Source organism: Pseudomonas sp. SORGH_AS_0199 (genome assembly GCF_031453735.1).
Classification (GTDB): Bacteria; Pseudomonadota; Gammaproteobacteria; order Pseudomonadales; family Pseudomonadaceae; genus Chryseomonas; species Chryseomonas aestiva.
Genome location: NZ_JAVJAE010000001.1, coordinates 3423899 through 3444837 on the forward strand (window position 1 = coordinate 3423899; position 20939 = coordinate 3444837).

At 67.3% G+C, this 20939-nt stretch carries 18 protein-coding genes and 1 pseudogene; 7 read left to right on the plus strand and 12 right to left on the minus strand.

Annotated elements, in window-relative coordinates; translation table 11 throughout:
• Window positions 1–64: 64 nt before the first annotated feature.
• Both QE444_RS16100 and edd read right to left on the minus strand, forming a co-directional pair.
• Window positions 65–1042 carry a glucokinase gene (locus QE444_RS16100; RefSeq protein ID WP_133860875.1) on the minus strand — a complete coding sequence of 326 codons (978 nt, stop codon included), beginning with the start codon at window positions 1040–1042 and terminating at the stop codon, window positions 65–67.
• On the minus strand, window positions 1039–2868 hold the full coding sequence (gene edd, locus QE444_RS16105) for a phosphogluconate dehydratase (protein WP_309739843.1): 1830 nt from the start codon (window positions 2866–2868) through the stop codon (window positions 1039–1041). Before edd ends, QE444_RS16100 begins: the two co-directional genes overlap by 4 nt.
• Window positions 2869–3004: 136 nt before the next feature.
• Here edd and gap point away from each other — a divergent pair, with 136 nt between their 5' ends.
• Entirely contained in the window at window positions 3005–4009 is a 1005-nt protein-coding gene (gap, locus tag QE444_RS16110; protein WP_017641313.1) for a type I glyceraldehyde-3-phosphate dehydrogenase, read from the plus strand.
• A 1055-nt stretch (window positions 4010–5064) separates the two neighbouring features.
• Here the strand turns inward: gap and scpB are convergent.
• Window positions 5065–5808 carry an SMC-Scp complex subunit ScpB gene (scpB, locus tag QE444_RS16115; protein WP_309739848.1) on the minus strand — a complete coding sequence of 248 codons (744 nt, stop codon included), beginning with the start codon at window positions 5806–5808 and terminating at the stop codon, window positions 5065–5067.
• Window positions 5809–5945: 137 nt separating this feature from the next.
• Between scpB and QE444_RS16120 the strand changes: the two genes are divergently transcribed.
• Entirely contained in the window at window positions 5946–6932 is a 987-nt protein-coding gene (locus tag QE444_RS16120; protein WP_309739851.1) for a DJ-1/PfpI family protein, read from the plus strand.
• Between the two features lie 25 nt (window positions 6933–6957).
• Entirely contained in the window at window positions 6958–7143 is a 186-nt protein-coding gene (locus QE444_RS16125) for a DUF1272 domain-containing protein (protein ID WP_280306772.1), read from the plus strand.
• A gap of 436 nt (window positions 7144–7579) precedes the next feature.
• On the opposite strand, the gene QE444_RS16130 is transcribed toward QE444_RS16125, so the two are convergent.
• The 4 genes and pseudogenes from QE444_RS16130 to QE444_RS16145 all read right to left on the minus strand — a co-directional run.
• Complete coding sequence (locus tag QE444_RS16130; protein ID WP_309739854.1) at window positions 7580–8491, minus strand: bestrophin family protein; 912 nt, start codon at window positions 8489–8491, stop codon at window positions 7580–7582.
• 72 nt (window positions 8492–8563) lie between these two features.
• Window positions 8564–9088 carry a chromate transporter gene (locus QE444_RS16135; protein ID WP_309739857.1) on the minus strand — a complete coding sequence of 175 codons (525 nt, stop codon included), beginning with the start codon at window positions 9086–9088 and terminating at the stop codon, window positions 8564–8566.
• Window positions 9085–9636 carry a chromate transporter gene (locus QE444_RS16140; RefSeq protein ID WP_133860883.1) on the minus strand — a complete coding sequence of 184 codons (552 nt, stop codon included), beginning with the start codon at window positions 9634–9636 and terminating at the stop codon, window positions 9085–9087. The genes QE444_RS16135 and QE444_RS16140 overlap by 4 nt, the downstream gene beginning before the upstream one ends.
• Before the next feature lie 127 nt (window positions 9637–9763).
• A pseudogene (locus QE444_RS16145) lies at window positions 9764–10087 on the minus strand (gluconate transporter); the annotation flags it as partial.
• Window positions 10088–10297: 210 nt separating this feature from the next.
• On the opposite strand from QE444_RS16145, the gene QE444_RS16150 reads away from it, so the two are divergent.
• Both QE444_RS16150 and QE444_RS16155 read left to right on the plus strand, forming a co-directional pair.
• A complete protein-coding gene (locus QE444_RS16150; RefSeq protein ID WP_133860885.1) occupies window positions 10298–10930 on the plus strand; it encodes a cyclodeaminase/cyclohydrolase family protein in 633 nt (210 codons plus the stop codon).
• Between the two features lie 6 nt (window positions 10931–10936).
• Window positions 10937–12190 (plus strand): DUF2254 domain-containing protein, encoded by a 1254-nt coding sequence (locus QE444_RS16155; RefSeq protein ID WP_133860886.1) that lies wholly within the window; start codon window positions 10937–10939, stop codon window positions 12188–12190.
• Window positions 12191–12200: 10 nt separating this feature from the next.
• On the opposite strand, the gene QE444_RS16160 is transcribed toward QE444_RS16155, so the two are convergent.
• A complete protein-coding gene (locus tag QE444_RS16160; protein WP_133860887.1) occupies window positions 12201–13139 on the minus strand; it encodes a cation diffusion facilitator family transporter in 939 nt (312 codons plus the stop codon).
• 228 nt (window positions 13140–13367) lie between these two features.
• Between QE444_RS16160 and QE444_RS16165 the strand changes: the two genes are divergently transcribed.
• Window positions 13368–15074 (plus strand): amidase, encoded by a 1707-nt coding sequence (locus QE444_RS16165; protein WP_309739868.1) that lies wholly within the window; start codon window positions 13368–13370, stop codon window positions 15072–15074.
• Window positions 15075–15279: 205 nt separating this feature from the next.
• Here QE444_RS16165 and QE444_RS16170 read toward each other — a convergent pair whose 3' ends face one another.
• The gene (locus tag QE444_RS16170) at window positions 15280–15909 is read right to left on the minus strand and encodes a TetR/AcrR family transcriptional regulator (RefSeq protein ID WP_309742011.1); all 630 of its coding nucleotides are present in this window, start codon (window positions 15907–15909) and stop codon (window positions 15280–15282) included.
• Between the two features lie 173 nt (window positions 15910–16082).
• Between QE444_RS16170 and QE444_RS16175 the strand changes: the two genes are divergently transcribed.
• Window positions 16083–17228, plus strand: a complete 1146-nt coding sequence (locus tag QE444_RS16175; RefSeq protein ID WP_309742013.1) for an MFS transporter — start codon at window positions 16083–16085, stop codon at window positions 17226–17228.
• Window positions 17229–17257: 29 nt separating this feature from the next.
• Here QE444_RS16175 and QE444_RS16180 read toward each other — a convergent pair whose 3' ends face one another.
• From QE444_RS16180 to QE444_RS16190, 3 genes are read right to left on the minus strand one after another with little or no spacing between them, the layout of a single operon-like run.
• Window positions 17258–18799: an APC family permease gene (locus tag QE444_RS16180; RefSeq protein WP_309739870.1), complete on the minus strand. Its 1542-nt coding sequence runs from the start codon at window positions 18797–18799 to the stop codon at window positions 17258–17260.
• 58 nt (window positions 18800–18857) lie between these two features.
• Window positions 18858–19604, minus strand: coding sequence for a gamma-glutamyl-gamma-aminobutyrate hydrolase family protein (locus QE444_RS16185; protein WP_133860892.1), 747 nt, complete (start codon window positions 19602–19604; stop codon window positions 18858–18860).
• Window positions 19605–19649: 45 nt separating this feature from the next.
• Window positions 19650–20927 carry an FAD-binding oxidoreductase gene (locus QE444_RS16190; RefSeq protein ID WP_187979536.1) on the minus strand — a complete coding sequence of 426 codons (1278 nt, stop codon included), beginning with the start codon at window positions 20925–20927 and terminating at the stop codon, window positions 19650–19652.
• Between the last annotated feature and the right edge of the window lie 12 nt (window positions 20928–20939).

Below are 20939 nucleotides of genomic sequence, written 5' to 3' on the forward strand. Positions count from 1 at the left end.
TACCGGTAGTGCCGGCAGCATACCGGGGCCGGGCGACCTTGAGTAGTCGCCCGGCCCCAGCGGATCAGACCTGGCGCGCTTCGGCGATGGTCTGGTCCAGGGCGACGCCGGCACCGAACAGCCCCGGGTACTCGGCGGTCACCAGCCAGGCCGGGATGTCCTTGAGGTAGGCGCTGCTGGTCTTGCCCTTGTCGGCGAAGGCATGGGCGAAGGCCCCGCTCTGGAAACGCTCGACGAAGCGCGGCAGGATGCCGCCGGCGATGTAGACGCCCCCCAGGGCGCCCAGGGTGAGGGCCGCGTTGCCGGCGACCCGCGCCAGCCAGATGAAGAACTGCTCCAGCACGGCGTCGGCATAGGGGTCACCCTTGAGCGCCAGCTCGCAGATGTCCGCCGCGCTGTGCAGGGCGGCGGTGCGGCCGTCCAGTTCGCAACTCGCGTGATAGAGGTTGACCAGGCCGCTGCCGGATACCACGCGCTCGGCGGAGACGTGGTTGCCGAACTGGCGCTTGAGGATCTTCCAGATATCGAATTCGCGCTGGGTGTTGATCGGCAGGTCGACGTGACCACCCTCGCTCGGCAGCACGATCCAGCGATCCTTCCCACTGGGTACCAGGCTGGCGAGACCCAGGCCGGTGCCTGGCCCGATCACCAGGCGCGGACGGGTCGGCAAGGCGATGCCGTCGCGCACCTGGACGGAGTCCGCCGGGTCCAGGCGGGCGATGGCCCATGCCATGGAGGTGAAGTCGTTGATCAGCAGCAGATGGGTCAGCCCCAGCTCGCGACAGAATTGCTCGCGCTTGATCACCCAGTGATTGTTGGTGAAGCGGAAGTCACCCTCTCCCACCGGGCCCGCACAGGCGAGGCACACGGCAGTGATGTCATCCAGCGCCACGCCGCTCTGCGCCAGGTACTTGCGCACGGCGTCTTCCGGACAGGCGTAATCCGCACAGGCGAAGACCTCGATGGCCTCCAGGCGACCGTCGCGCCACAGGGCGAAGCGGGCATTGGTGCCCCCGATGTCGCCAACCAAAGCCAAACTCATTTCAGCGCCTCCAGACTGGAAGTGAATGCACTGGCACCCGATTCAGCGGTGCTCATGGCGCCGCGCATGAAGGCGAACAACTCACGACCACAGCCTACCCCGGTGCCCTGGGGCGCTTCGACCGCCTCGCGGGCCATCCATTCGTCCGCCGGGACCAGAATCTTCAGCTCTCCGGTACGCCCATCTACGCGGATGAGATCGCCGTCACAGACCTTGGCCAGCGGACCGCCGTCGATGGCTTCCGGACAGAGGTGGATCGCCGCCGGGACCTTGCCCGAGGCACCGGACATGCGGCCGTCGGTGACCAGCGCAACCTTGAAACCGCGATCCTGCAACACGCCGAGGTACGGCGTGAGCTTGTGCAGCTCGGGCATGCCCAGGGCCTTGGGTCCCTGGAAACGTACCACCGCGACGAAATCGCGCTCCAGCTCGCCGGCCTTGAAGGCGGCCGCCAGTTCGCTCTGGTCATGGAAGACCCGCGCCGGGGCTTCCACCACCTGATGGTTGGGCGCCACGGCCGACACCTTCATCACGCCACGCCCGAGATTGCCCTGCATGACGCGCAGGCCGCCCTCCTCGTTGAACGGCCGGCTGGCCGGACGCAGGATGTCTTCGTCCAGGCTTTCGGCCCGGCCGGTGCGCCATTCCAGCTTGCCGTCCACCAGGAAGGGTTCCTGCAGGTAGCGCGACAGGCCACGGCCCATGATGGTGTTGACGTCTTCATGCAGCAGCCCGGCTTCGAGCAGGGTGTGCACCATGAAATTGACGCCACCGGCGGCGTGGAAGTGGTTCACGTCGGCCTTGCCGTTGGGATAGACCTGGGCCAGGGTTGGGGTGACCGCCGAGATCTCGGCCATGTCGTCCCAAGTCAGCTGGATACCGGCGGCCTGGGCGATGGCCGGGATGTGCAGGGTGTGGTTGGTCGAGCCACCGGTGGCGCTCAGGGCTACCACCGAGTTGACTATGGACTTCTCGTCGACGATCTCGCCCAGCGGCATGAAGTTGCCGCCCTGGTGGGTGATGCGGGTCACCTGGCGCGCCGCCTCGCGGGTGAGTTCGTCACGTAGCGGGGTGTAGGGATTGACGAAGGAGGAGCCCGGCAGGTGCAGGCCCATGACCTCCATCACCACCTGATTGGTGTTGGCGGTGCCATAGAAGGTGCAGGTGCCAGGGCTGTGGTAAGACTTCATCTCCGATTCCAGCAACTCCTCGCGGGTCGCCTTGCCCTCGGCGAAGGCCTGGCGCACGCGCGCCTTCTCCTTGTTGGAGATGCCCGATGGCATGGGGCCGCCCGGGACGAAGATCATCGGCAGATGGCCGAAGCGCAGCGCGCCGATCATCAGGCCGGGGATGATCTTGTCGCAGATGCCCAGCAGCAGCGCAGCGTCGAACATGTTGTGCGACAGGGCCACGGCGGTGGACATGGCGATGACTTCACGACTCGCCAGGCTGAGCTCCATGCCGGCCTCGCCCTGGGTCACGCCGTCGCACATGGCCGGCACGCCACCGGCGAACTGACCGACGGAGCCGATCTCGCGCAGGGCCTGTTTGATCAGCTCCGGATAGTGCTCATAGGGCTGGTGAGCCGACAACATGTCGTTGTAGCTGGAAACGATGGCGACGTTGGCCTGGTCCATCAAACGGAGGCGCTGCTTATCCGTCGAGGATCCACACCCGGCGACCCCATGGGCGAAATTGGCGCATTGCAGCTTGCCGCGCTGCGGACCGTCGCTGGCGGCGGCCCGGATCATGGCGAGGTAACGCTCACGGGTCGGACGACTGCGTTCCACCAACCGCTGTGTGACTTCGAGGACGCGAGGATGCATGGTTTCGATTCTCCACCGGGCTAAATTTGTTGTTATTTCAAACATTCACAGCCAAATTGGCGCTATTATTCCGCTTAGCACGCGTCATGTGTAATGTTTTTTACAACAAAACCCAGCTATCGCGAGGTTTCTCTCAATGAGTATTCGTATTGCCATCAATGGTTTTGGACGCATCGGCCGCAACGTGCTGCGGGCGCTGTACACCGAGGGCTATCGCCAGGACCTGGAGGTCGTCGCGATCAACGACCTGGGCGACGCCGCCATCAATGCGCATCTCCTACAGTATGACAGCGTTCATGACCGCTTCCCTGCCGAGGTGTCCGTCGAGGGCGACAAGCTGGTGGTCAATGGCGACCGCATCGCCGTGACGGCCATCCGCAACCCGGCCGAGCTGCCGTGGAAGGATCTGAAGGTCGACGTGGTGTTCGAATGCACCGGCCTCTTCACCAGCCGCGACAAGGCCGCTGCCCACCTGGAAGCCGGCGCCTCCAAGGTAATCATCTCGGCACCGGGCAAGGACGTGGACGCCACCATCGTCTATGGCGTCAATGACAACATCCTGCGCCAGTCGCACCAGATCATCTCCAACGCCTCCTGCACCACCAACTGCCTGGCGCCGGTCGCCCAGGTGCTGCAGCGCGAACTGGGTATCGAGAACGGTCTGATGACCACCATCCATGCCTACACCAACGACCAGAACCTGTCGGATGTCTACCACTCCGACCCCTTCCGGGCGCGTTCGGCCACCCAGTCGATGATTCCGACCAAGACCGGTGCCGCCGAGGCCGTGGGCCTGGTTCTGCCGGAGTTGCAAGGCAAGTTTAGCGGCATGGCGGTGCGGGTGCCGACCATCAACGTGTCGCTGGTCGATTTGACCATCCTGACCGCCAAGGAAACCGACGCCAAGACCATCAACGCCTTCATGAAGGCGGCGGCCGAAGCCTCGCCGGTCCTGGGCTACAACGACAAGCCGCTGGTCTCCATCGACTTCAACCATAACCGCCTGTCGTCGATCTTCGACGCCAACCACACCAAGGTGAGCGGCAAGCTGGTGAAGATCATGGCGTGGTACGACAACGAGTGGGGCTTCTCCAACCGCATGCTCGATACCTGCAAGGCGCTGGTCAACGCGCCGGCCTGAGGTCTGTAAGACCCGATGGAAAAAAGCGCCTTCGGGCGCTTTTTTCATTTTCAGTTGCGGCAAGGTCGGTCCACAGATGCGGTAGCTCCTACGGGGGAGTGCCGAAGATAGGAGCAACTGTCTTTATCGCGGCCATGGGCCGCTCCTACAGAAGATCCAGCTGCTGTAGGAGCGGTCGCTACGACGCACCACCATGGCCGCGATACGTATCAGATAACTGGGACCGTAGCGTGGAAAACGGCGCAGCCTTTTCCGCTTGGGCATGCCCCGTAAGCCCTGCCCTCACCCCAGCCCTCTCCCACAGGGAGAGGGGGTTGATCGAGCGAGGGGTGATCTTCCGCAGTCAGGGGAGCACCGTAGCGTGGAAAACGGCGCAGCCTTTTCCGCTCGGGCATACCCCGTAAGCCCTGCCCTCACCCCAGCGCTCTCCCACAGGGAGAGGGGGTTGATCGAGCGAGGTATGATCTTCCGCAGCCAGGAGAGCACCGTAGCGTGGAAAACGGCGCAGCCTTTTCCGCTTGGGCATGCCCCGTAAGCCCTGCCCTCACCCCAGCCCTCTCCCACAGAGAGAGGGTTACTCGAGCGAGGGGTGATCTTCCGCAGTCAGGGGAGCACCGTAGCGTGGAAAACGGCGCAGCCTTTTTCGCTTGGGCATGCCCCGTAAGAGCTGCCCTCACCCCAGCCCTCTCCCACAGGGAGAGGGGGTTATTCGCGCGAGGGGTGATCTTCCGCAGTCAGGGGAGCACCGTAGCGTGGAAAACGGCGCAACCTTTTCCGCTTGGGCATGCCCCGTAAGAGCTGCCCTCACCCCAGCCCTCTCCCACAGGGAGAGGGGGTTATTCGCGCGAGGGGTGATCTTCCGCAGTCAGGGGAGCACCGTAGCGTGGAAAACGGCGCAACCTTTTCCGCTTGGGCATACCCCGTAAGCCCTGCCCTCACCCCAGCCCTCTCCCACAGGGAGAGGGGGTTGATCGAGCGAGGGGTCGTCTTCCGGCTGGAGAGGGTGGTTCAGCGGGTAGGTTGGGTTGAGCAGCGCGAAGCCCAACAGGCCTGACTCAACCCTCGTCTTCCTCGTCCGCCGCCTGGCGCAGGTCATCGAAATCGGTCTTGAGGCCGGTCTCCATGGCGTCCAGCTCGGTGAGCAGGGTACGGAAACTGGTGCGCTCGGGGATCACCAGGGTGTCCTCCTCGTCCTTCGGCTCCCCTCCCCCCAGCGCCGCCAGGCTCAGCTCGGGGTCTTCCAGCACCGAGGCCGGTTCGGGTTCCAGCTGGCGCACCTCGGCAAGGGGCGGCAGCTGGTCGAGGCTGCGCAGGTCGAAGTAGTCGAGAAAGGTTTTGGTGGTGGCGAACATCGCCGGGCGGCCGGGCACGTCGCGATAGCCGACCACGCGGATCCAGTCGCGCTCCAGCAGCGTCTTGACGATCTGGGTGTTGACCGCCACCCCGCGCACCTCCTCGATCTCGCCACGGGTAATGGGCTGCCGATAGGCGATCAGCGCCAGGGTCTCCAGCATGGCGCGGGAATAGCGTGGCGGACGCTCTTCCCAGAGGCGTCCGACCCAGGGCGCGTATTGCTCGCGTACCTGCAGGCGGTAGCCGGACGCCACTTCCTTGAGTTCGAAGCCGCGTTTGCGACAGGAGCCGCCGAGTACGGCGAGGCCGGCGCGCAGATGCGCGGGCTCGGGGCGTTCGTACTCTTCGAAGAGCTCGGCCAGGCGTTCCAGGGTCAAGGGTCGGCCGGCGGCGAGCAGGATGGCTTCCAGCAGGGGCGCCAGTTGCTTGGGATCGGTGTAGTTCATGGGCGGCGATGATAAGGCCGGGCGCGGGTCACGCCAAATCCAACCGGCCACCGGATGGCGAGATCCGTGGGGTCTTTGACCTTGTCGCCTACATGGACGCCGAGGCATGCTCGCCAAATCGCTACGGAGAGCCATCCATGCCGCTGATCGCTGCGCTGCTCTACCCTGACGTCATGAGCCTGGACGTCACCGGCCCGCTGCAGGTCTTCGCCTCGGCCAATCTGGAACGGGAACGCCAGGGACTGCCCGCCTATTACCAGCTGCGCCTGCTGGGCGCCGCCGAGGGGCTGGTCAGGACTTCGGCCGGTATCGGTATCCAGGCCGAACAGAGCTGGTACGACCTCGACGTGGGCAAGGTGGATACCCTGTTGATTCCCGGCGGCATAGGCATCGAGACGCTACGCCAGGATGCCGGCTTGCAGGCCTGGCTGCGCGATCTGGAACCCCGGGTGCGACGGCTCGGCTCGGTGTGTTCCGGCGCCCTGCTGCTGGCCAGCGCCGGGCTGCTGAACGGTCGCCGCGCCACCACCCACTGGGCCTATGTCGACGAACTCGCTACCTTTGCGGCCATCGAGGTTCAGGGCGATCGCCTGCATACCTACGACCCCCTGGGGCGCGATGGCGATCCCCATGTCTTTACCTCGGCCGGCGTCACCGCCGGCATCGATCTGGCCCTGGCGCTGGTGGAAGCCGATCTCGGACGTCCGCTGGCGCTGGCGGTGGCGCGCCGGCTGGTGATGTTCCTGCGCCGTCCCGGCGGCCAGGCGCAATTCAGCGCCTGTCTGGCGCCCGATCCGGGACGGACGCCACGGCTGGCCGCCCTGCTCGACTGGATTCCCGGTCACCTGGGGGAAGACCTGGGACTGGAGCGCCTGGCCGAGCGTGCCCATATGGCACCACGCACCCTGTCGCGGCTGTTCAGCCGCGAGGTCGGCATGGGCCCGGGCCGCTATGTCGAGCAGGTCCGCCTGGAGACGGCGCGGGTGCTCTTGCAGGATGGCCAGGCGTCCATCGGTACGGTCTCGCGCCTGTGCGGCTTCGGCCATCCGGAAAATCTCCGGCGCACCTTTCACAAACACCTGGCGGTCAGCCCCCAGGACTATGCGGCGCGCTTTGGCGCCTGATCAGGGAGAGACAGCCATGCTGGAAATGCGGACCTCGTGTGAACACTGCGCCAAGGCCTTGCCGATGGGCAGCGAAGAGGCGGTGATCTGCTCCTATGAGTGCACCTTTTGCACGGAATGCGCCGCCGGGCCGATGCAGGAGCGCTGTCCGAATTGTCGCGGGGAGCTGGTGAGGCGTCCTCGGCGAGTACCCAAGGACGCGGACGACTGAATCGCCAGCGGGCATATCGACAGGCGTAGCGTGGAAAACGGCGCAGCCTTTTCCACTGGGTGTCCGCAGCGAGGCGCGCCCTCACCCCAGCCCTCTCCCAGGGGGAGAGGAGGCGAATCGTGCTGGCGTTCGTCTCTGGCGGAACCGGCGAGCTCCTGATCAATCATCAGGCTACCATCCTGGGTGTACCGTCATGCCCAGTGTCCGCAGCGAGGCGTGCCCTCACCCCAGCCCTCTCCCAGGGGGAGAGGGGGCGATCTGCGCAGGCGTTCGTCTCTGGCGGACCCGGCAAGCTCCTGCTCAATGATCAGGCTACCATCCTGGGCGTACCGTCATGCCCAGCGTCCGCTTTGAGGCATGCCCTCACCCCAGCCCTCTCCCAGGGGGAGAGGGGGCTATTCGTGCAGGCGTTCGGCGCCAGAGCCGCGGTCCACCCTTATCTCAGCAACCCCGCCTCCGCGCGGATCGGCTCCGGCGTAGGCTCGCCCAGCAGATCCAGCACGGCGATCTCCAGACCGCGGCTGAGGGCGTCCAGCGGCAGGTGGTTGGGCTGGGTGCCGAAAGGGTCGGCGATCTGGTCGCCCAGGGCGTCCAGGCCGAAGAAGGTGTAGGCCAGCACCAGAACCGCCAGCGGCGTGAACCAACCCAGGCTGTCCACCAGGCAGAACGGCAGCAGAAAGCAATAGACGTGCACCACCCGGTGCAGCATCAGGATGTAGGGATAGGGAATGGGCGTCTGGCGAATGCGTTCGCAGCCGCTGAGCACCGCGGTCAGCCGGTCCAGCTGGTTGTCGACATTGGCGATCAGTGGATCACCAAGCCCTTCCTGTTGTGCCCGGGCAACCAGCATGGTGCCAAGCCGGCGGATCAGCGCACTGGGTCGGTGAGGGACGGCGAGCAGGCTCTCCTCCCCCGCCAGCACCCGTTGCAGATCGGCAGACGGCGCTTCGCGGCGCAGGTGGTCACGCAAGGCATAACCGAAGGCCAGCAGCGGGGTCAGCAACTGGCGGCGCTCGGCCGCGTTCAGCCCGGGTAACAGGGTCTCGACCTGGCGCGCCAGGTTGCGTCCGGCGATCAGCAGCTCGCCCCACAGACCGCGCGCCTCCCAGAAGCGCTGGTAGGCCGTGGTGTTGCGAAAGCCGAGGAAGATCGCCAGGGTCAGGCCCCAGAGGGTCAGGGGCGTGGTGGTGAGGCCGAAGTCGAAGCGCAGGATGACGCCATGGCTCAGGGTCACCGCCAGGCTCAGCAGTATCACATAGAGCAGCTTGGGCCAGATCGCCTGGACGATGGAGCCGCGCACCGTGAACAGCAGTTCGCGCAGCGAGGGATTCTGGGGACGGGTGATCACTAAGGGTGCTCTCGCGTGAAGTTCTGGCTTCGACGCCGCCCGAGCGCGACAGTGCCTGGGACCCCTGGCGGGTCAGGGGCCGAACAGCACCCCGACCAGGGCCCCGCCGGCCAGCAGCCACAACGGGTGCCAGCGGGTGAACAGCGAGCCCAGGGCGCCCGCCGCCAGGATCAGCACCCACAGCGGCGCGGTGGCCACGCTGCTGCCCACCAGCCAGGCGCTGGCCGCCACCAGGCCGACGGTGACCGGCACCAGCCCGGCCTGCAGATGACGGCGCCAGGGCCGGTCGGCGAAGCGCCGCCAGAGGTGCAGCACGCCCAGGGTCAGCAGCGAGGACGGCACGAACTTGGCCAGGGAGGTCACCAGCAGCCCCGGCCAGCCGGCCACGTGCCAGCCGATCAGCGGCACGATCATCAGATTGGGACCGGGCGCGGCCTGGGCCAGGGCGAACAGCGCGGCGAAGTCGGCGGCGCTCATCCAGCCATGCACCGTCACCACCTGGCGCTGCATCTCCGGCAACACCGAGTTGCCACCGCCGAAGGCCAGCAGCGACAGCTGGGTAAAGATCAGCGCCAGCGCCAGCAGCGTCGTACTCATAGGCCCTGCCGATAGCTGAGCAGCACGCTGATGGGGGTGAGCACCAGCATGGTCCAGAGCAGTGGCAGCTTGAGCAGCGCCAGGGCGAGAAAGGCCAGGCAGGCGATGCCCAACGCCAGCCAGCGCCCGCGCAGGGGCTGGACGAGCTTGACCGCCATGGCCACCAGCAGCCCGGCCGCCGCTGCGGCGAGCCCGGCGAAGGCGCGACCCACCAGGGGATCGTCGTGGTAGCGGTCGTAGAGCACGCCCAGGCCGACCACCACCAGGGTCGGGCCCACCAGCAGCCCGGCGGCAGCGGCCAGAGCGCCGCTCCAGCCGGCGAATCTCATGCCCACCGCCACCGAGAGATTGATGATGTTGCCGCCCGGCAGGAACTGGCAGAGGCCGAGCAATTCGGTGAACTCCTCCGCCGACAGCCAGCGCCGCTTCTCCACCAGGTAGCGCCGCGCCAGCGGCAGCACCCCGCCGAAGGCCGTGATGCCCAGGCCGAAGAAGCCGAGAAAGAGATCGCGGCGCCGTGGCCGGTTCGAGGTGGAGTCATTATCCATGGGCAGGTGTTCGTCAGATCCAGAGCGACAACAATAGCGTACCTGCAAGGCCGGTGATGGAAACCAGCGTCTGCGGCACCGGCCAGACCCCCAGGGTCTGCTTGAGCTCCAGGCCGAAGGACGCGCGCACCTTGGTCACCCGCGCCATGCCCCACGGCAGGCTGCGGCCCTTGCCCAGTCCCAGCAAAGTACTGGCGATGCGGTCGGCGGCGCCGGATTCGGCCATCAGCGCACCAAGCCTGGAACCCGGCGCGATGATGATGCCGGCCTCGCCGAGGATGCCACCTTCCCCCTTGCTGAACCTCTTGGCCACGGTCTCGGCGGGTCGCCCAGCGATGAAGCTACCATTGAGGATGGACAGCAAGGTTGGCAGACGGGTGACGCCAATGAGCAGGACGACGACCAGAATGACGGCCACACAGCGGAAGATCAGGCAGGTGTCGCGGGTGATCCAGGCGAGCGCAGCAGCATCCGCAGGAGGCTCCTTGTAACTTCCCGTTTCAGGATTACCCTAACTGAAACGCCTCCCAAGGTACGACGCAAATCGAAATAAAGCCTGTCCCTTATTGCACTTAGCGTGCGAACCTCAGCCGTTTCCCACGATCCAAACTGCGGTCGGTCGTGACCGAATCCCCTTCCCTTTTGCTCGCAGGCGGTTGGCATGAACGAAACCTCTACTCTCTGGCAGCAGACCCTCGCCCAGTTCCGCGACGGGACCGGCTCCACCCTGCCCACGCCGGGCAGTGGCGCGGCGGCCACCGTAGCGGCCTGCCTGGGTGTCGCGCTGATCCTCAAGGGCCTGAAGCTCAGCCAGCAGCGCCAGCCGGTGACCCGCCATGCCGACCTGATCGCCGTGGGCGAGCGCCTGCAGGAAGCGCTGAGCACCTGCGCCGATGCCGACGTCCAGGCATTCGCCAACTACCTCGAAGCCGATCGTCAGGCCAGCGGCGCCACCGCGGAGGGCGAACGCCGCCAGCAGGCGCTCAACCTGGCCGCGGCCAACGCCGTGCAGATCCCCATCGCCACCGCTCAGCTGTGCTTGGAAGCCCTGGATCTCGCCGTCATCGCCACGCCGCTCACCGTCGAACCGCTGCGCAGCGACACCCTGGCCGGCGGCCGCCTGGTGCATGGCGCCCTGGGTGCAGTGCTCACCACCGTGGACGCCGACCGCAACGGCCTGAAATCCGGCGATGCCCGCGAAGCCGCCCGGCAGATGCGCGACAAGCTCAGGCAACAGGCCGACCAGCGTCTCGCCCAGCTGAGCGCCACCCCCGTCCCGCCGGCCATGGGCTGACGGCCGGTGCTGGCCCGCCTGGGCTGGGTCCTGCGCGGATTCCAGCGACGCCTGTGGTTTCGCGCCACGCTGTTCTCGGTCGCCGGCGTGGCCACCGCCCTCCTCGCCCTGCTCCTGCGGGACCATATCCCGGCGACGCTGCCGGCCAAGGTCGGCGCCGATGCCGTCGACAAGATCCTCACCATCATCGCCAGCAGCATGCTGGCGGTGACCACCTTTTCGCTGAGCACCATGGTGACGGCCTACAACGCCGCCGCCAGTAGCGTGACGCCCCGTGCCTATCCGCTGCTGCTGGAAGACAGCACCACGCAGAACGCCCTGGCCACCTTTCTCGGCTCCTTCCTGTTCAGCCTGGTCGGCATCATCGCCTTGAGCACCGGCCTCTACGGCGACAACGGCCGGGTGGTGCTCTTTGCCGTGACCCTGGTGGTGATCCTGCTGATCGTCTTCACCCTGCTGCGCTGGATCGACCATCTGTCGCGACTGGGCCAACTGGATGCCACCAGCGACAGCATCGAAGACGCCGCCACACACAGTCTGCAGCGCTGGCTGACCCACCCCTACCTGGGCGGGGTGGCGGCGCCCGTCGATGAGCCCGCCAGTGGCCGCCCGGTCATGGCCGACCGCACCGGTTATCTGCAACGGGTGGACATGCCGCTGCTGGCGGACCTCTGCGGCGACCAGGGTCGCCTGCGCCTGGCCGCCCTGCCCGGGGCCTTCCTCGATCCGGCGCAGCCGTTGCTCTGGGTCGAGGGCTTGCCTGCGGAAAAGGACGAGCGCCTGCGCGCCGCCTTCACCCTGGATGCCCGCCGGGTACACGACCAGGATCCGCGCTTCGGCCTGACGGTACTGGGCGAGATCGCCACCGGGGCACTGGTGCCCTCCCGCAGCGACTCGGGTACCGCCATCGCCATCCTCGGTCGCGCGCAACGCCTGCTGACCGCCCTCACCGAAAGACGCGAGCCGGTCGAGCCCCGCTATCCGCGGATCGAAGTGCCGGACCTGTCGCTGGACGATCTGTTCGACGACTTCTTCCTGCCGGTGGGGCGCGATGCGGCGCCGCTGGTGGAAGTGGGCATGCGCCTGCAGAAAGCCCTCGCGCGCCTGGCGGTCCAGGGTGATGCGCGGATCAGGCGCGAGTGCCTGCGGCATTCACGCCTGGCATTGGCCCGGGCCGAGGCCACACTCGGGCAGGCCGAAGACCGCGTCATCCTTCAGCAACTGGCCGCGGACGTCGAACGCCTCTGCACAGCGCGCTAGCAGTACATGGCTAGCGCGACCAAGCCGGATCGGTGGTGAAGGCGATGGTCAGCCAGCGGTCCGGCCCCTCGCCGCCGATGGCCTCGCCGATCTGGTCACGGATGGCGTCCCATTCGTCCAGGGTCTTGGCCGGCCACCCCAGGGGCACGATGAAGTACAGCTCGATCTGCCGCGCCCGTCCGACCTTGGCCACATAGGCGCGATAGTCGAGAAAGCCGAAGCGCGTGACCATGCCCCGGGCGACTTCATCGACCTGCTGCTTGAGCGCCGGCGGGGTCACCATGAGGATCTCGCTGAAGGCCTGCCAGACCAGCTTCAGCGGTATCGGAATGATCAGCACGCAGATGATCGACAGCACCAGGGGATCGATGTAGGGCGTGATCCAGGCATAGGCCGTCCCCTGGGCCAGGGCGCCGACCAGGAAGGCCACCACCAGGGCGGCCGAGATGCTGCCCGACATGATCCAGCTCTTGATGTCGAGCCTGAGGAAGTCCGACTGGATGTCGCGGTTCAGCCGGTGCACGAGGGCGGCGAAACCGAAGCAGCTCAGGGCCGCGACCAGCGCATAGAGCAGCGCCATGCCGAACGCCAGGGCCTTGCCGCCACTCATCAGGCTGATGATCGAGTTGACCAGCGCATAACAGGCCACGATGCACAGCACGCTGCCGTTCAGGGCCAGGACCATGGGTTCGAGGTGCCAGAAACCCATGTTGAAGCGCTCGGCCAGCCGCCGATCGCCCTCCGGTTCCTGCGCATGCCGGTGGATCAGCATGGCCACCAGCAGCGCCACGCCGCTCATGAAGGCGTCGGTCAGTGAATAGAAGCCGTCGAAGACGATGGCATAGGAGCCGGACAGCACTCCGAAGGCGATACCCACGACCGCCAGCAGCACCGTGACGGCAATGGAAAAGCGCAGCACCGTGCGCTCGTTGCTCAGGCGTTTCAACATGCTCGACTCCGGTTGCCGATCGCCGCCAGGCATGGCGAAGAGGTTCAATTCAGGCCAAGGATAGAGGTCGCCAGGCCAACCTGCATGGGCGATCCGGCAAGGCCTCCATGCGCGGGCGCAATCAGAAGCCGGCAGGCTTCGGGTGTACACTGCACCGGTGCTTTTTTTCTCCCGGGAGCTCTGGCAGCCGCCGCCCCCGGACCGCGGAATCCTCAACGGCGACCCACCATGATCGAAGTTACCGAACGCTCCATCGCCGAGTTGCGTCGCGCACTCGAAACCGGCCAGACCACTGCGGTGCAACTGGTCGAGGCCTACCTGGCCCGGATCGACGCCTACGACCCGCCCGCCAGCGCCACGGCGCTCAACGCCGTGGTGGTGCGCAACCCCGAGGCCCTGGCCGAAGCCGCCGCGTCCGACCGTCGCCGCGCCCGCGGCGAGACCCTGGGACCGCTGGACGGCATCCCCTACACCGCCAAGGACAGCTACCTGGTCAAGGGCCTCACTGCCGCCTCCGGCAGTCCGGCCTTCAAGGACCTGGTCGCCCAGCGCGACGCCTTCACCGTCGAACGGCTGCGCGCCGCCGGCGCCATCTGCCTGGGCAAGACCAACATGCCGCCCATGGCCAACGGCGGCATGCAGCGCGGCGTCTATGGCCGCGCGGAAAGTCCTTACAACGCCGGCTACCTGACCGCACCCTTCGCCTCCGGCTCCTCCAATGGCGCCGGCACCGCCACCGCGGCCAGCTTCGCCGCCTTCGGCCTGGCCGAGGAAACCTGGTCCAGCGGGCGCGGCCCCGCGTCCAACAACGGCCTGTGCGCCTATACCCCCTCCCGCGGGATCATTTCGGTACGCGGCAACTGGCCGCTGACACCGACCATGGACGTGGTGGTGCCCTATGCCCGCACCATGGCCGATCTGCTGGAGGTGCTCGACGTGGTGGTGGCGGACGATCCCGACACCTCCGGCGACCTCTGGCGCCTGCAGCCCTGGGTGCCGCTGCCGCTGGCATCGGCGGTACGCCCGGCGTCCTATCCGGCCCTGGCCACCGGTCCCAATGCCCTGGCCGGCAAGCGCCTGGGCGTGCCGCGCATGTTCATCAACCAGGACCCGGACGCCGGCACCAGCGAAAATCCCGGCATCGGCGGCCCCACCGGTCAGCGCATCAAGACCCGCGACTCGGTCATCGCCCTCTGGGAACAGGCCCGCGCGGCGCTGGAAGCCGCCGGCGCCAGCGTGATCGAGGTGGACTTCCCGCTGGTCTCCAATTGCGAAGGCGACCGCCCCGGCGCGCCCACGGTGTTCATCCGCGGGATCGTCTCCAGCGAGTTTCTCCATGACGAGCTCTGGGACCTGTCCGCCTGGGGCTTCGACACCTTCCTGCGCGACAACAACGATCCCAGGCTCAATCGCCTGGTGGACGTCGAAGGCGAGCTGATCTTTCCCCACGAGCCCGGCACCCTGCCCAATCGGGAAGGCGACCTGGCCGCCGGCATGGCCGAATACGTGCGCATGGCCGAACGGGGGCTCAAGACCCTGGAGCAGATCACCAGCCTCCCCGACGGCCTGCGCGGCCTGGAACGGACACGCCAGCTGGACCTGGAAGACTGGCTGCAGGCCCAGGGCCTGGACGCCGTGCTCTTTCCCACCGTGGCCGACGTGGCGCCGGCGGATGCCGAGATCAATCCGGCCTCGGCCGACATCGCCTGGAGCAATGGCGTCTGGGTCGCCAACGGCAACCTCGCCATCCGCCATCTGGGCGTGCCGACCGTGACCGTGCCGATGGGGGTGATGGCCGACATCGGCATGCCGGTGGGCCTGACCTTCGCCGGTCGCGCCTATGACGACACCAACCTGCTCCGCCTGGCCGCCGCCTATGAGGCAACCGGCTCCAAGCGTCAAATACCACCGCGGACGCCACCGCTGGTGGGGTGAGCGGAGATGGCGTGGACGCTGACCGCCCGGCTTCATCCGGGGGCCGGAACCGGCTCGTGACCTCTGGCGTCTAGGCGCGCTAACCGGAGTGTCCAGTCGCGCGCCGGTTATGCGGCCGCTGGCAGACCTCTCGCCCGCCACGCCCACCGGTGAACGACAGGCCCCCTGATGCCACCCTGTGCGATCACGGCGCAAGACGCCTGGCTCAGGCGACGCCTCGGCCAGGCGGCCGCTGGCCGTCCCACAGCGTCATCGCCATTGCGATGGCGCCCTCGATGACCGGCAATGCCACGCCATCCCGCGCCATGGGTGAGATGCCCAGCAGAAAGCCTTCGAACAGCGTCGCCAGGGAATGAGCGTCGGTGCCTTGCGCAAGGTCGCCGCGGGCGATGCCGCGCCCGACGCAGGCCAGCAGACCGGCGCGGATCCGGGCGCGGGCCTCGCGCAGGGGTAGCGGCAGGCTGGAGTCCTCCTCCGCATAGGAGCCCAGGGTGCCGAGCGCCACCAGGCAGCCCTTGGGCAGGCGCTCATCGCATTGCATCCGCGCGGAGCGCGACAGGGCCGCGGCGATCGCCTCCCGCGGGACCAGGGTCTCGTCGAACAGCGGATCGTTCACCCGGCCATGGGTTTCCATGTAGCGGGCGACCACCTCCTTGAACAGCGCCTCCTTCGAACCGAAGGCCGCATAGAAGCTGGGTGCGGTGATGCCACCGCCGATTGCCGCCTTGAGCCGACTCAGGGACGTCGCCTCATAGCCATAGCGCCAGAACAGCAGCAGTGCATCATCGATTGCCTGGGTGCGGTCGAAGGACCGCGGACGCCCCACCTGAGCCACAGCCATACTCCTCGTCAGATTCGATTTTTATACTAGACGATACAGAATTCATTGACCAGCCAGCGCAACTACTGCTTAGATATATACTGATCGATACATATCTAAGGAGCCTACCCGTGACCGCGACCCCCGATCCTGAACGCCTGCCAGTCGCCGCGCTGCTGGCGCTGGCCATGACCGGCTTCATCTGCATCATGACCGAGACCCTGCCCGCCGGCCTGCTCCCCGAGATCGCCCAGGGGCTCCAGGTTTCCCCTGCCCTGGCCGGGCAGACGGTGACCGCCTATGCCGCCGGCTCGCTGACCGCCGCCATCCCCCTCACCCTGGCAACGGCGCACTGGCGGCGGCGCCGGGTGCTGCTGGCGACCATCCTGGGCTTTCTGCTGTTCAACACCCTCACCGCGCTCTCCTCCAGCTATGCGCTGACCCTGGTCGCCCGCTTCGCCGCCGGGGCCGCGGCCGGCCTGGCCTGGAGTCTGCTGGCCGGCTATGCCCGGCGTCTGGTAGTGCCGCGCCTGCAAGGGCAGGCGATGGCCATCGCCATGATCGGCACACCGGTCGCCCTGTCCCTGGGCGTGCCCCTGGGGACCTGGCTCGGTGGTCTGCTGGGCTGGCGGCTGGCCTTCGCCTGCATGTCCGCCCTAACCCTGGGCCTGATCGTCTGGGTCCTGGCCAAGGTGCCCGACTATCCGGGGCAGACCGAAGGCCAGCGCCTGCCACTGCGCGAGGTGTTCGCCACGCCCGGCATTCGCGCCATCCTCGGCGTGGTCTTTACCTGGATGCTGGCCCACAACCTGCTCTACACCTATATCGCGCCCTTCGTCGCCCAGGCCGGCCTGGGCGATCAGGTCGACCGGGTGCTGCTGACCTTCGGGGTGGCCTCGCTGGCGGGGATCTGGATCACCGGACGCATCGTCGATCACAGCCTGCGGCGGGCCGTGCTGGTGAGTCTTGCCGGCTTCGCCGCGATCGCGCTGCTGCTGGGGTTCAATCGTGACTCGGCACTGCTGCAGTACCTGGGCGTCTTCGGTTGGGGCCTGACCTTTGGCGGCGCGGCCACCCTGCTGCAAACCGCCTTGGCGGATACCGCCGGGAGTGGTGCCGATGCGGCCCTGGCGATGAACGTGGTGACCTGGAACAGTGCCATCGCCGGGGGCGGCATCCTCGGCGGGCTGTTGCTGGAAGGCATCGGCCCCCAGGCCCTGAGCTGGGCCGTGGTGGCGCTGGCCCTGGGCGCCCTGGCCATCGCCACCAGTGCCCGACGCCACGGCTTTCCCGCCGGCACCCGAGCGAGCGGTTCAGCGGTTATGGGTCACTGACCCTGGGGGCGGGCGCCCTGCCCGCCTCCTCAACCCTGGTGCGGCTGTGCCTCCAGGGTTTCGCCCTGGAAGAACGCCGGCGCACGCCAGCGGGCGAACAGCATCAGCGCCAGACCCAGCCCCAGGATCACCACGGCGATGATGAACACCAGGCCGATGCCGCCGAGGTGGGAGCCGCTGCCGAAGTCCGGCGACAGGCTGGCGAGGGCGGTCTGCCAGAAGATCACCGAAAGGATGAGGGCGCCGAGCAGCGGACAGAGGCCGCGCAGCAGCGCATGGCGCAGGCTGGCGAACAGGCTGCGGCGGAAATACCAGACGCAGGCGTAGGCGGTCAGCGAGTAGTAGAAGCAGATCATCATGCCCAGGGCGGTGATGGTGTCGGCCAGGACGTTGTCGCTGAGGATGCGCATGACCACATAGAAGCCGCCGGTGGCGATGCCGGCGGCAACGGTGGCATAGCGCGGCGTGCGCGATCTCGGGCAGATGTGGGCGAAGCGCCGCGACACCGCGCCGTAGTACCCCATCGCCAGCAGGGTGCGGGCCGGGGAGATGAAGGTGGACTGCAGCGAGGCGGCGGTACTGGCCAGCACCGCGATGGACATCAGGATCGCCAGCGGCCCCATCACCGGTCCGGCCAGGTGGGCGAAGACGTTTTCCTGGATCTCCGGATTGCCCAGGCCCAGGCCGGCTTCGCTGATGCCGGCGAATTGCAGGGTAGCCGCGGCGGTGAAGAGGTACAGCAGCAGGATCAGGAGCACCGTGACCGTGGCCGCCCGCCCTGGCACCTTCTGGCTGCCCACCGACTCTTCGCTGACCGTGAGGCAGACATCCCAGCCCCAGAAGATGAAGATCGACAGCGACAGCCCGGCGGCGAAGGCGGAAAAGGATTCGACGTTGAAGGGGTTGAACCACTCCGGGTGGAAGACCACCGGCGCCGCCGCGGGCGCGGCGTTGAAGGCCGCCAGGGAAAAGCCGATCAGCACCAGCAGCTGCAGGGCCACCAGGCCGTACTGGACGCTCATGGTCATGCCGATGCCGCGGCAGCTGATCCAGACCGCGATGGCGATGAACACGCAGCAGGTGACGATGTTCACCAGCAGGTGCTGCGACAGCGTGGCCAACTCCGCCCGCCCGCTGAGCTGGGCGAGGAACAGGTAGAAGAAGTCCACCGCCACGCCAGCGAGGTTGGAGAGGACGATGGTGGTGGCCGTCACCAGCCCCCAGCCACCGATCCAGCCGATCATGGGTCCGAAGGCGCGGGTGGACCAGGTAAAGGAGGTGCCGCTGTCCGGATCGACGGCGTTCAGCTCGCGATACCCCAGGGCCACCAGCAGCATCGGCAGGAAACCGACGATGAAGACGGCGGGCAGATAGACGCCCACCTCGCGCACGGTGGGCCCCAGGGCACCGGTCAGGGTGTAGACGGGGGCAATGGTGGAAATGCCCAGCACCACGCAGGCGAGCAAACCCAGGGAGCCGGCAGCCAGGCCCTTGGCGGACGGATCGGCCAGGGCTGCCGGCCCGGCGGTATCCGAGCCGCCGGCCGGCGTGCCCTTGCGCTGTTCAGTCATAGGTCTCTGCCCTGCGGTTGGAATTGTTATTCAGAGTCCGGCGTAGGCGGCAAGGTGCCTAGCGCGCGGCGGCATGGCGCTGGCAGGCGTCGCGAAAGGCGTCCAACAGCGCCAGGGATTCGGGGTTGTCGCGGAAATTCCACTCGGGATGCCACTGCACGCCGACGACGAAGCCCGGGGCGTCGGCCAGGGAGACCCCTTCCACCAGGCCATCCGGCGCCTGGGCCTCGATACGCAGCCCGGGCGCCAGGCGCGCGATGCCCTGGCTGTGCAGCGAATTCACCTGGAAGCTGGCCGGCAGGCCGAGGCGTTCGAACACCCCACCGGGCGGCACCGCGACCGGATGGGTGGGCGCGTACTGCTCGGCGAGCAGCTCGCTCTGGGGCTCGCGATGGTCGTCATGCCCGGGCAGGTCCTGCACCCGCTGGTGCAGGCTGCCGCCGAGGGCCACGTTCAGCTCCTGGAAGCCGCGGCAGATGCAGAACACCGGGATGCCGCGGTCGATGGCCAGGCGCAGCAGCGGCAGGGTGTAGGCGTCGCGGGCGGCATCGTGCTGGGTGCCGGCGAGACTCGCCGGTCCCTGGTAGTGATGGGGCTCGACGTTGGAAGGCGAGCCGGTGAACAGCAGGCCGTCCAGGTGCGCCAGCAGCGCCTGCGGGTCGCTCGGCACGCTGCGCGCCGGCAGCACCACCGGCACACCGGCATGACCCGCCGCCTCGACGTACTTGTCGCCAACGGTATGGGAATCGTATTTGCCGAGCGTCTGCCGGCACGCCGTCACGCCGATCAGGGGCATAGGGGACATGGCTTATCTCCAGAGAACCCGCCGGTACGCGGCGGGCGGACAGGGTCAGATACCGAGGCGATCGCGCAGCTGGTAGTAGGTCGCGCCCAGTGCGGTGAAGGGCACGCGCAGGAGCTGCCCGCCCGGGAAAGGATAGTGCGGCAGGCCGGCGAAGGCATCGAAGCGCTCGGCCTGGCCGCGCAGGGCCTCGGCCAGCACCTTGCCCGCCAGGTGGGTATAGGTGACGCCGTGACCGCTGCAGCCCTGGGAGTAGTAGATGTTGTCGCCGAGGCGGCCCACCTGGGGCAGGCGCGACAGCGTCAGCAGGAAGTTGCCGGTCCAGGTGAAGTCGATCTTCACGCCCTTGAGCTGCGGGAAGGTCTGCAGCATCTTCGGCCGGATGATCGCCTCGATGTCCGCCGGATCTCGCGCGCCATAGACCACGCCACCGCCGTAGATCAGCCGGCGATCGGCGCTGAGGCGGAAGTAGTCGAGCAGGTAGTTGCAGTCCTCCACGCAATAGTCCTGGGGCAGCAGGCTACGCGCCATGTCCTCGGACAGCGGCTCGGTGGTGAGCACCTGGGTGCCGCAGGGCATGGACTTGGCGGCCAGCTCCGGCACCAGTCCGCCCAGGTAGGCGTTGCCGGCCACCACCACGAAGCGCGCCTTCACCTGGCCATTGGCGGTATGCACCACCGGATTGGCGCCACGGTCGATACGGACTGCCGCGCTCTGCTCGTAAATCTTGCCGCCCAGGGACGCCACGGCCGCCGCCTCGCCCAGGGCCAGGTTGAGCGGATGGATATGGCCGCCGCTCATGTCCAGCAAGCCGCCCAGATAGCGATCGGTTCCGACCACCTTGCCGATGGCGGCCTTGTCGAGCAGTTGCAACTGGGTATGGCCGTAGCGCTCCCAGAGCTTCTGCTGGGCTTCCAGGTGACCGAGCTGCTTGCCGGTCAGGGCGGCGAACACGCCGCCGTCCTTGAGATCGCACTGGATGTCGTAGCGGGCGATGCGCTCGCGAATGATGCGCCCGCCTTCGAAGGCCATCTCGCCCAGCAGTTGCGCCTGCCTGGGCGGCAACTGGCGCTCGATGGTATCGATGTCGCGGCTGTAGCTGTTGACGATCTGGCCGCCATTGCGCCCGGAGGCGCCGAAGCCGACCCGCGCCGCTTCCAGCACCGTCACGCTGAAGCCGTGCTCCAGCAGGAACAGCGCGGTGGAAAGCCCGGTGTAACCGGCGCCGATGACGCAGACGTCGCTGTCGACACTGTCTTGCAGCGCCGGGTATTCGGTGTGGAGGTTGCGCGAAGCCGCGTAGTAACTGTCGACGTGTTGTTGCATGGTGAGAGTCCT

Coding starts and splice junctions, on each gene's coding strand:
- QE444_RS16100 (WP_133860875.1), bottom strand. CDS start 1,042: ATGAGTTTGGCTTTGGTTGGCGACATCGGGGGCACCAATGCCCGCTTC.
- edd (WP_309739843.1), bottom strand. CDS start 2,868: ATGCATCCTCGCGTCCTCGAAGTCACACAGCGGTTGGTGGAACGCAGT.
- gap (WP_017641313.1), top strand. CDS start 3,005: ATGAGTATTCGTATTGCCATCAATGGTTTTGGACGCATCGGCCGCAAC.
- scpB (WP_309739848.1), bottom strand. CDS start 5,808: ATGAACTACACCGATCCCAAGCAACTGGCGCCCCTGCTGGAAGCCATC.
- QE444_RS16120 (WP_309739851.1), top strand. CDS start 5,946: ATGCCGCTGATCGCTGCGCTGCTCTACCCTGACGTCATGAGCCTGGAC.
- QE444_RS16125 (WP_280306772.1), top strand. CDS start 6,958: ATGCGGACCTCGTGTGAACACTGCGCCAAGGCCTTGCCGATGGGCAGC.
- QE444_RS16135 (WP_309739857.1), bottom strand. CDS start 9,088: ATGAGTACGACGCTGCTGGCGCTGGCGCTGATCTTTACCCAGCTGTCG.
- QE444_RS16140 (WP_133860883.1), bottom strand. CDS start 9,636: ATGGATAATGACTCCACCTCGAACCGGCCACGGCGCCGCGATCTCTTT.
- QE444_RS16150 (WP_133860885.1), top strand. CDS start 10,298: ATGAACGAAACCTCTACTCTCTGGCAGCAGACCCTCGCCCAGTTCCGC.
- QE444_RS16160 (WP_133860887.1), bottom strand. CDS start 13,139: ATGTTGAAACGCCTGAGCAACGAGCGCACGGTGCTGCGCTTTTCCATT.
- QE444_RS16165 (WP_309739868.1), top strand. CDS start 13,368: ATGATCGAAGTTACCGAACGCTCCATCGCCGAGTTGCGTCGCGCACTC.
- QE444_RS16175 (WP_309742013.1), top strand. CDS start 16,083: ATGACCGGCTTCATCTGCATCATGACCGAGACCCTGCCCGCCGGCCTG.
- QE444_RS16180 (WP_309739870.1), bottom strand. CDS start 18,799: ATGACTGAACAGCGCAAGGGCACGCCGGCCGGCGGCTCGGATACCGCC.
- QE444_RS16185 (WP_133860892.1), bottom strand. CDS start 19,604: ATGTCCCCTATGCCCCTGATCGGCGTGACGGCGTGCCGGCAGACGCTC.
- QE444_RS16190 (WP_187979536.1), bottom strand. CDS start 20,927: ATGCAACAACACGTCGACAGTTACTACGCGGCTTCGCGCAACCTCCAC.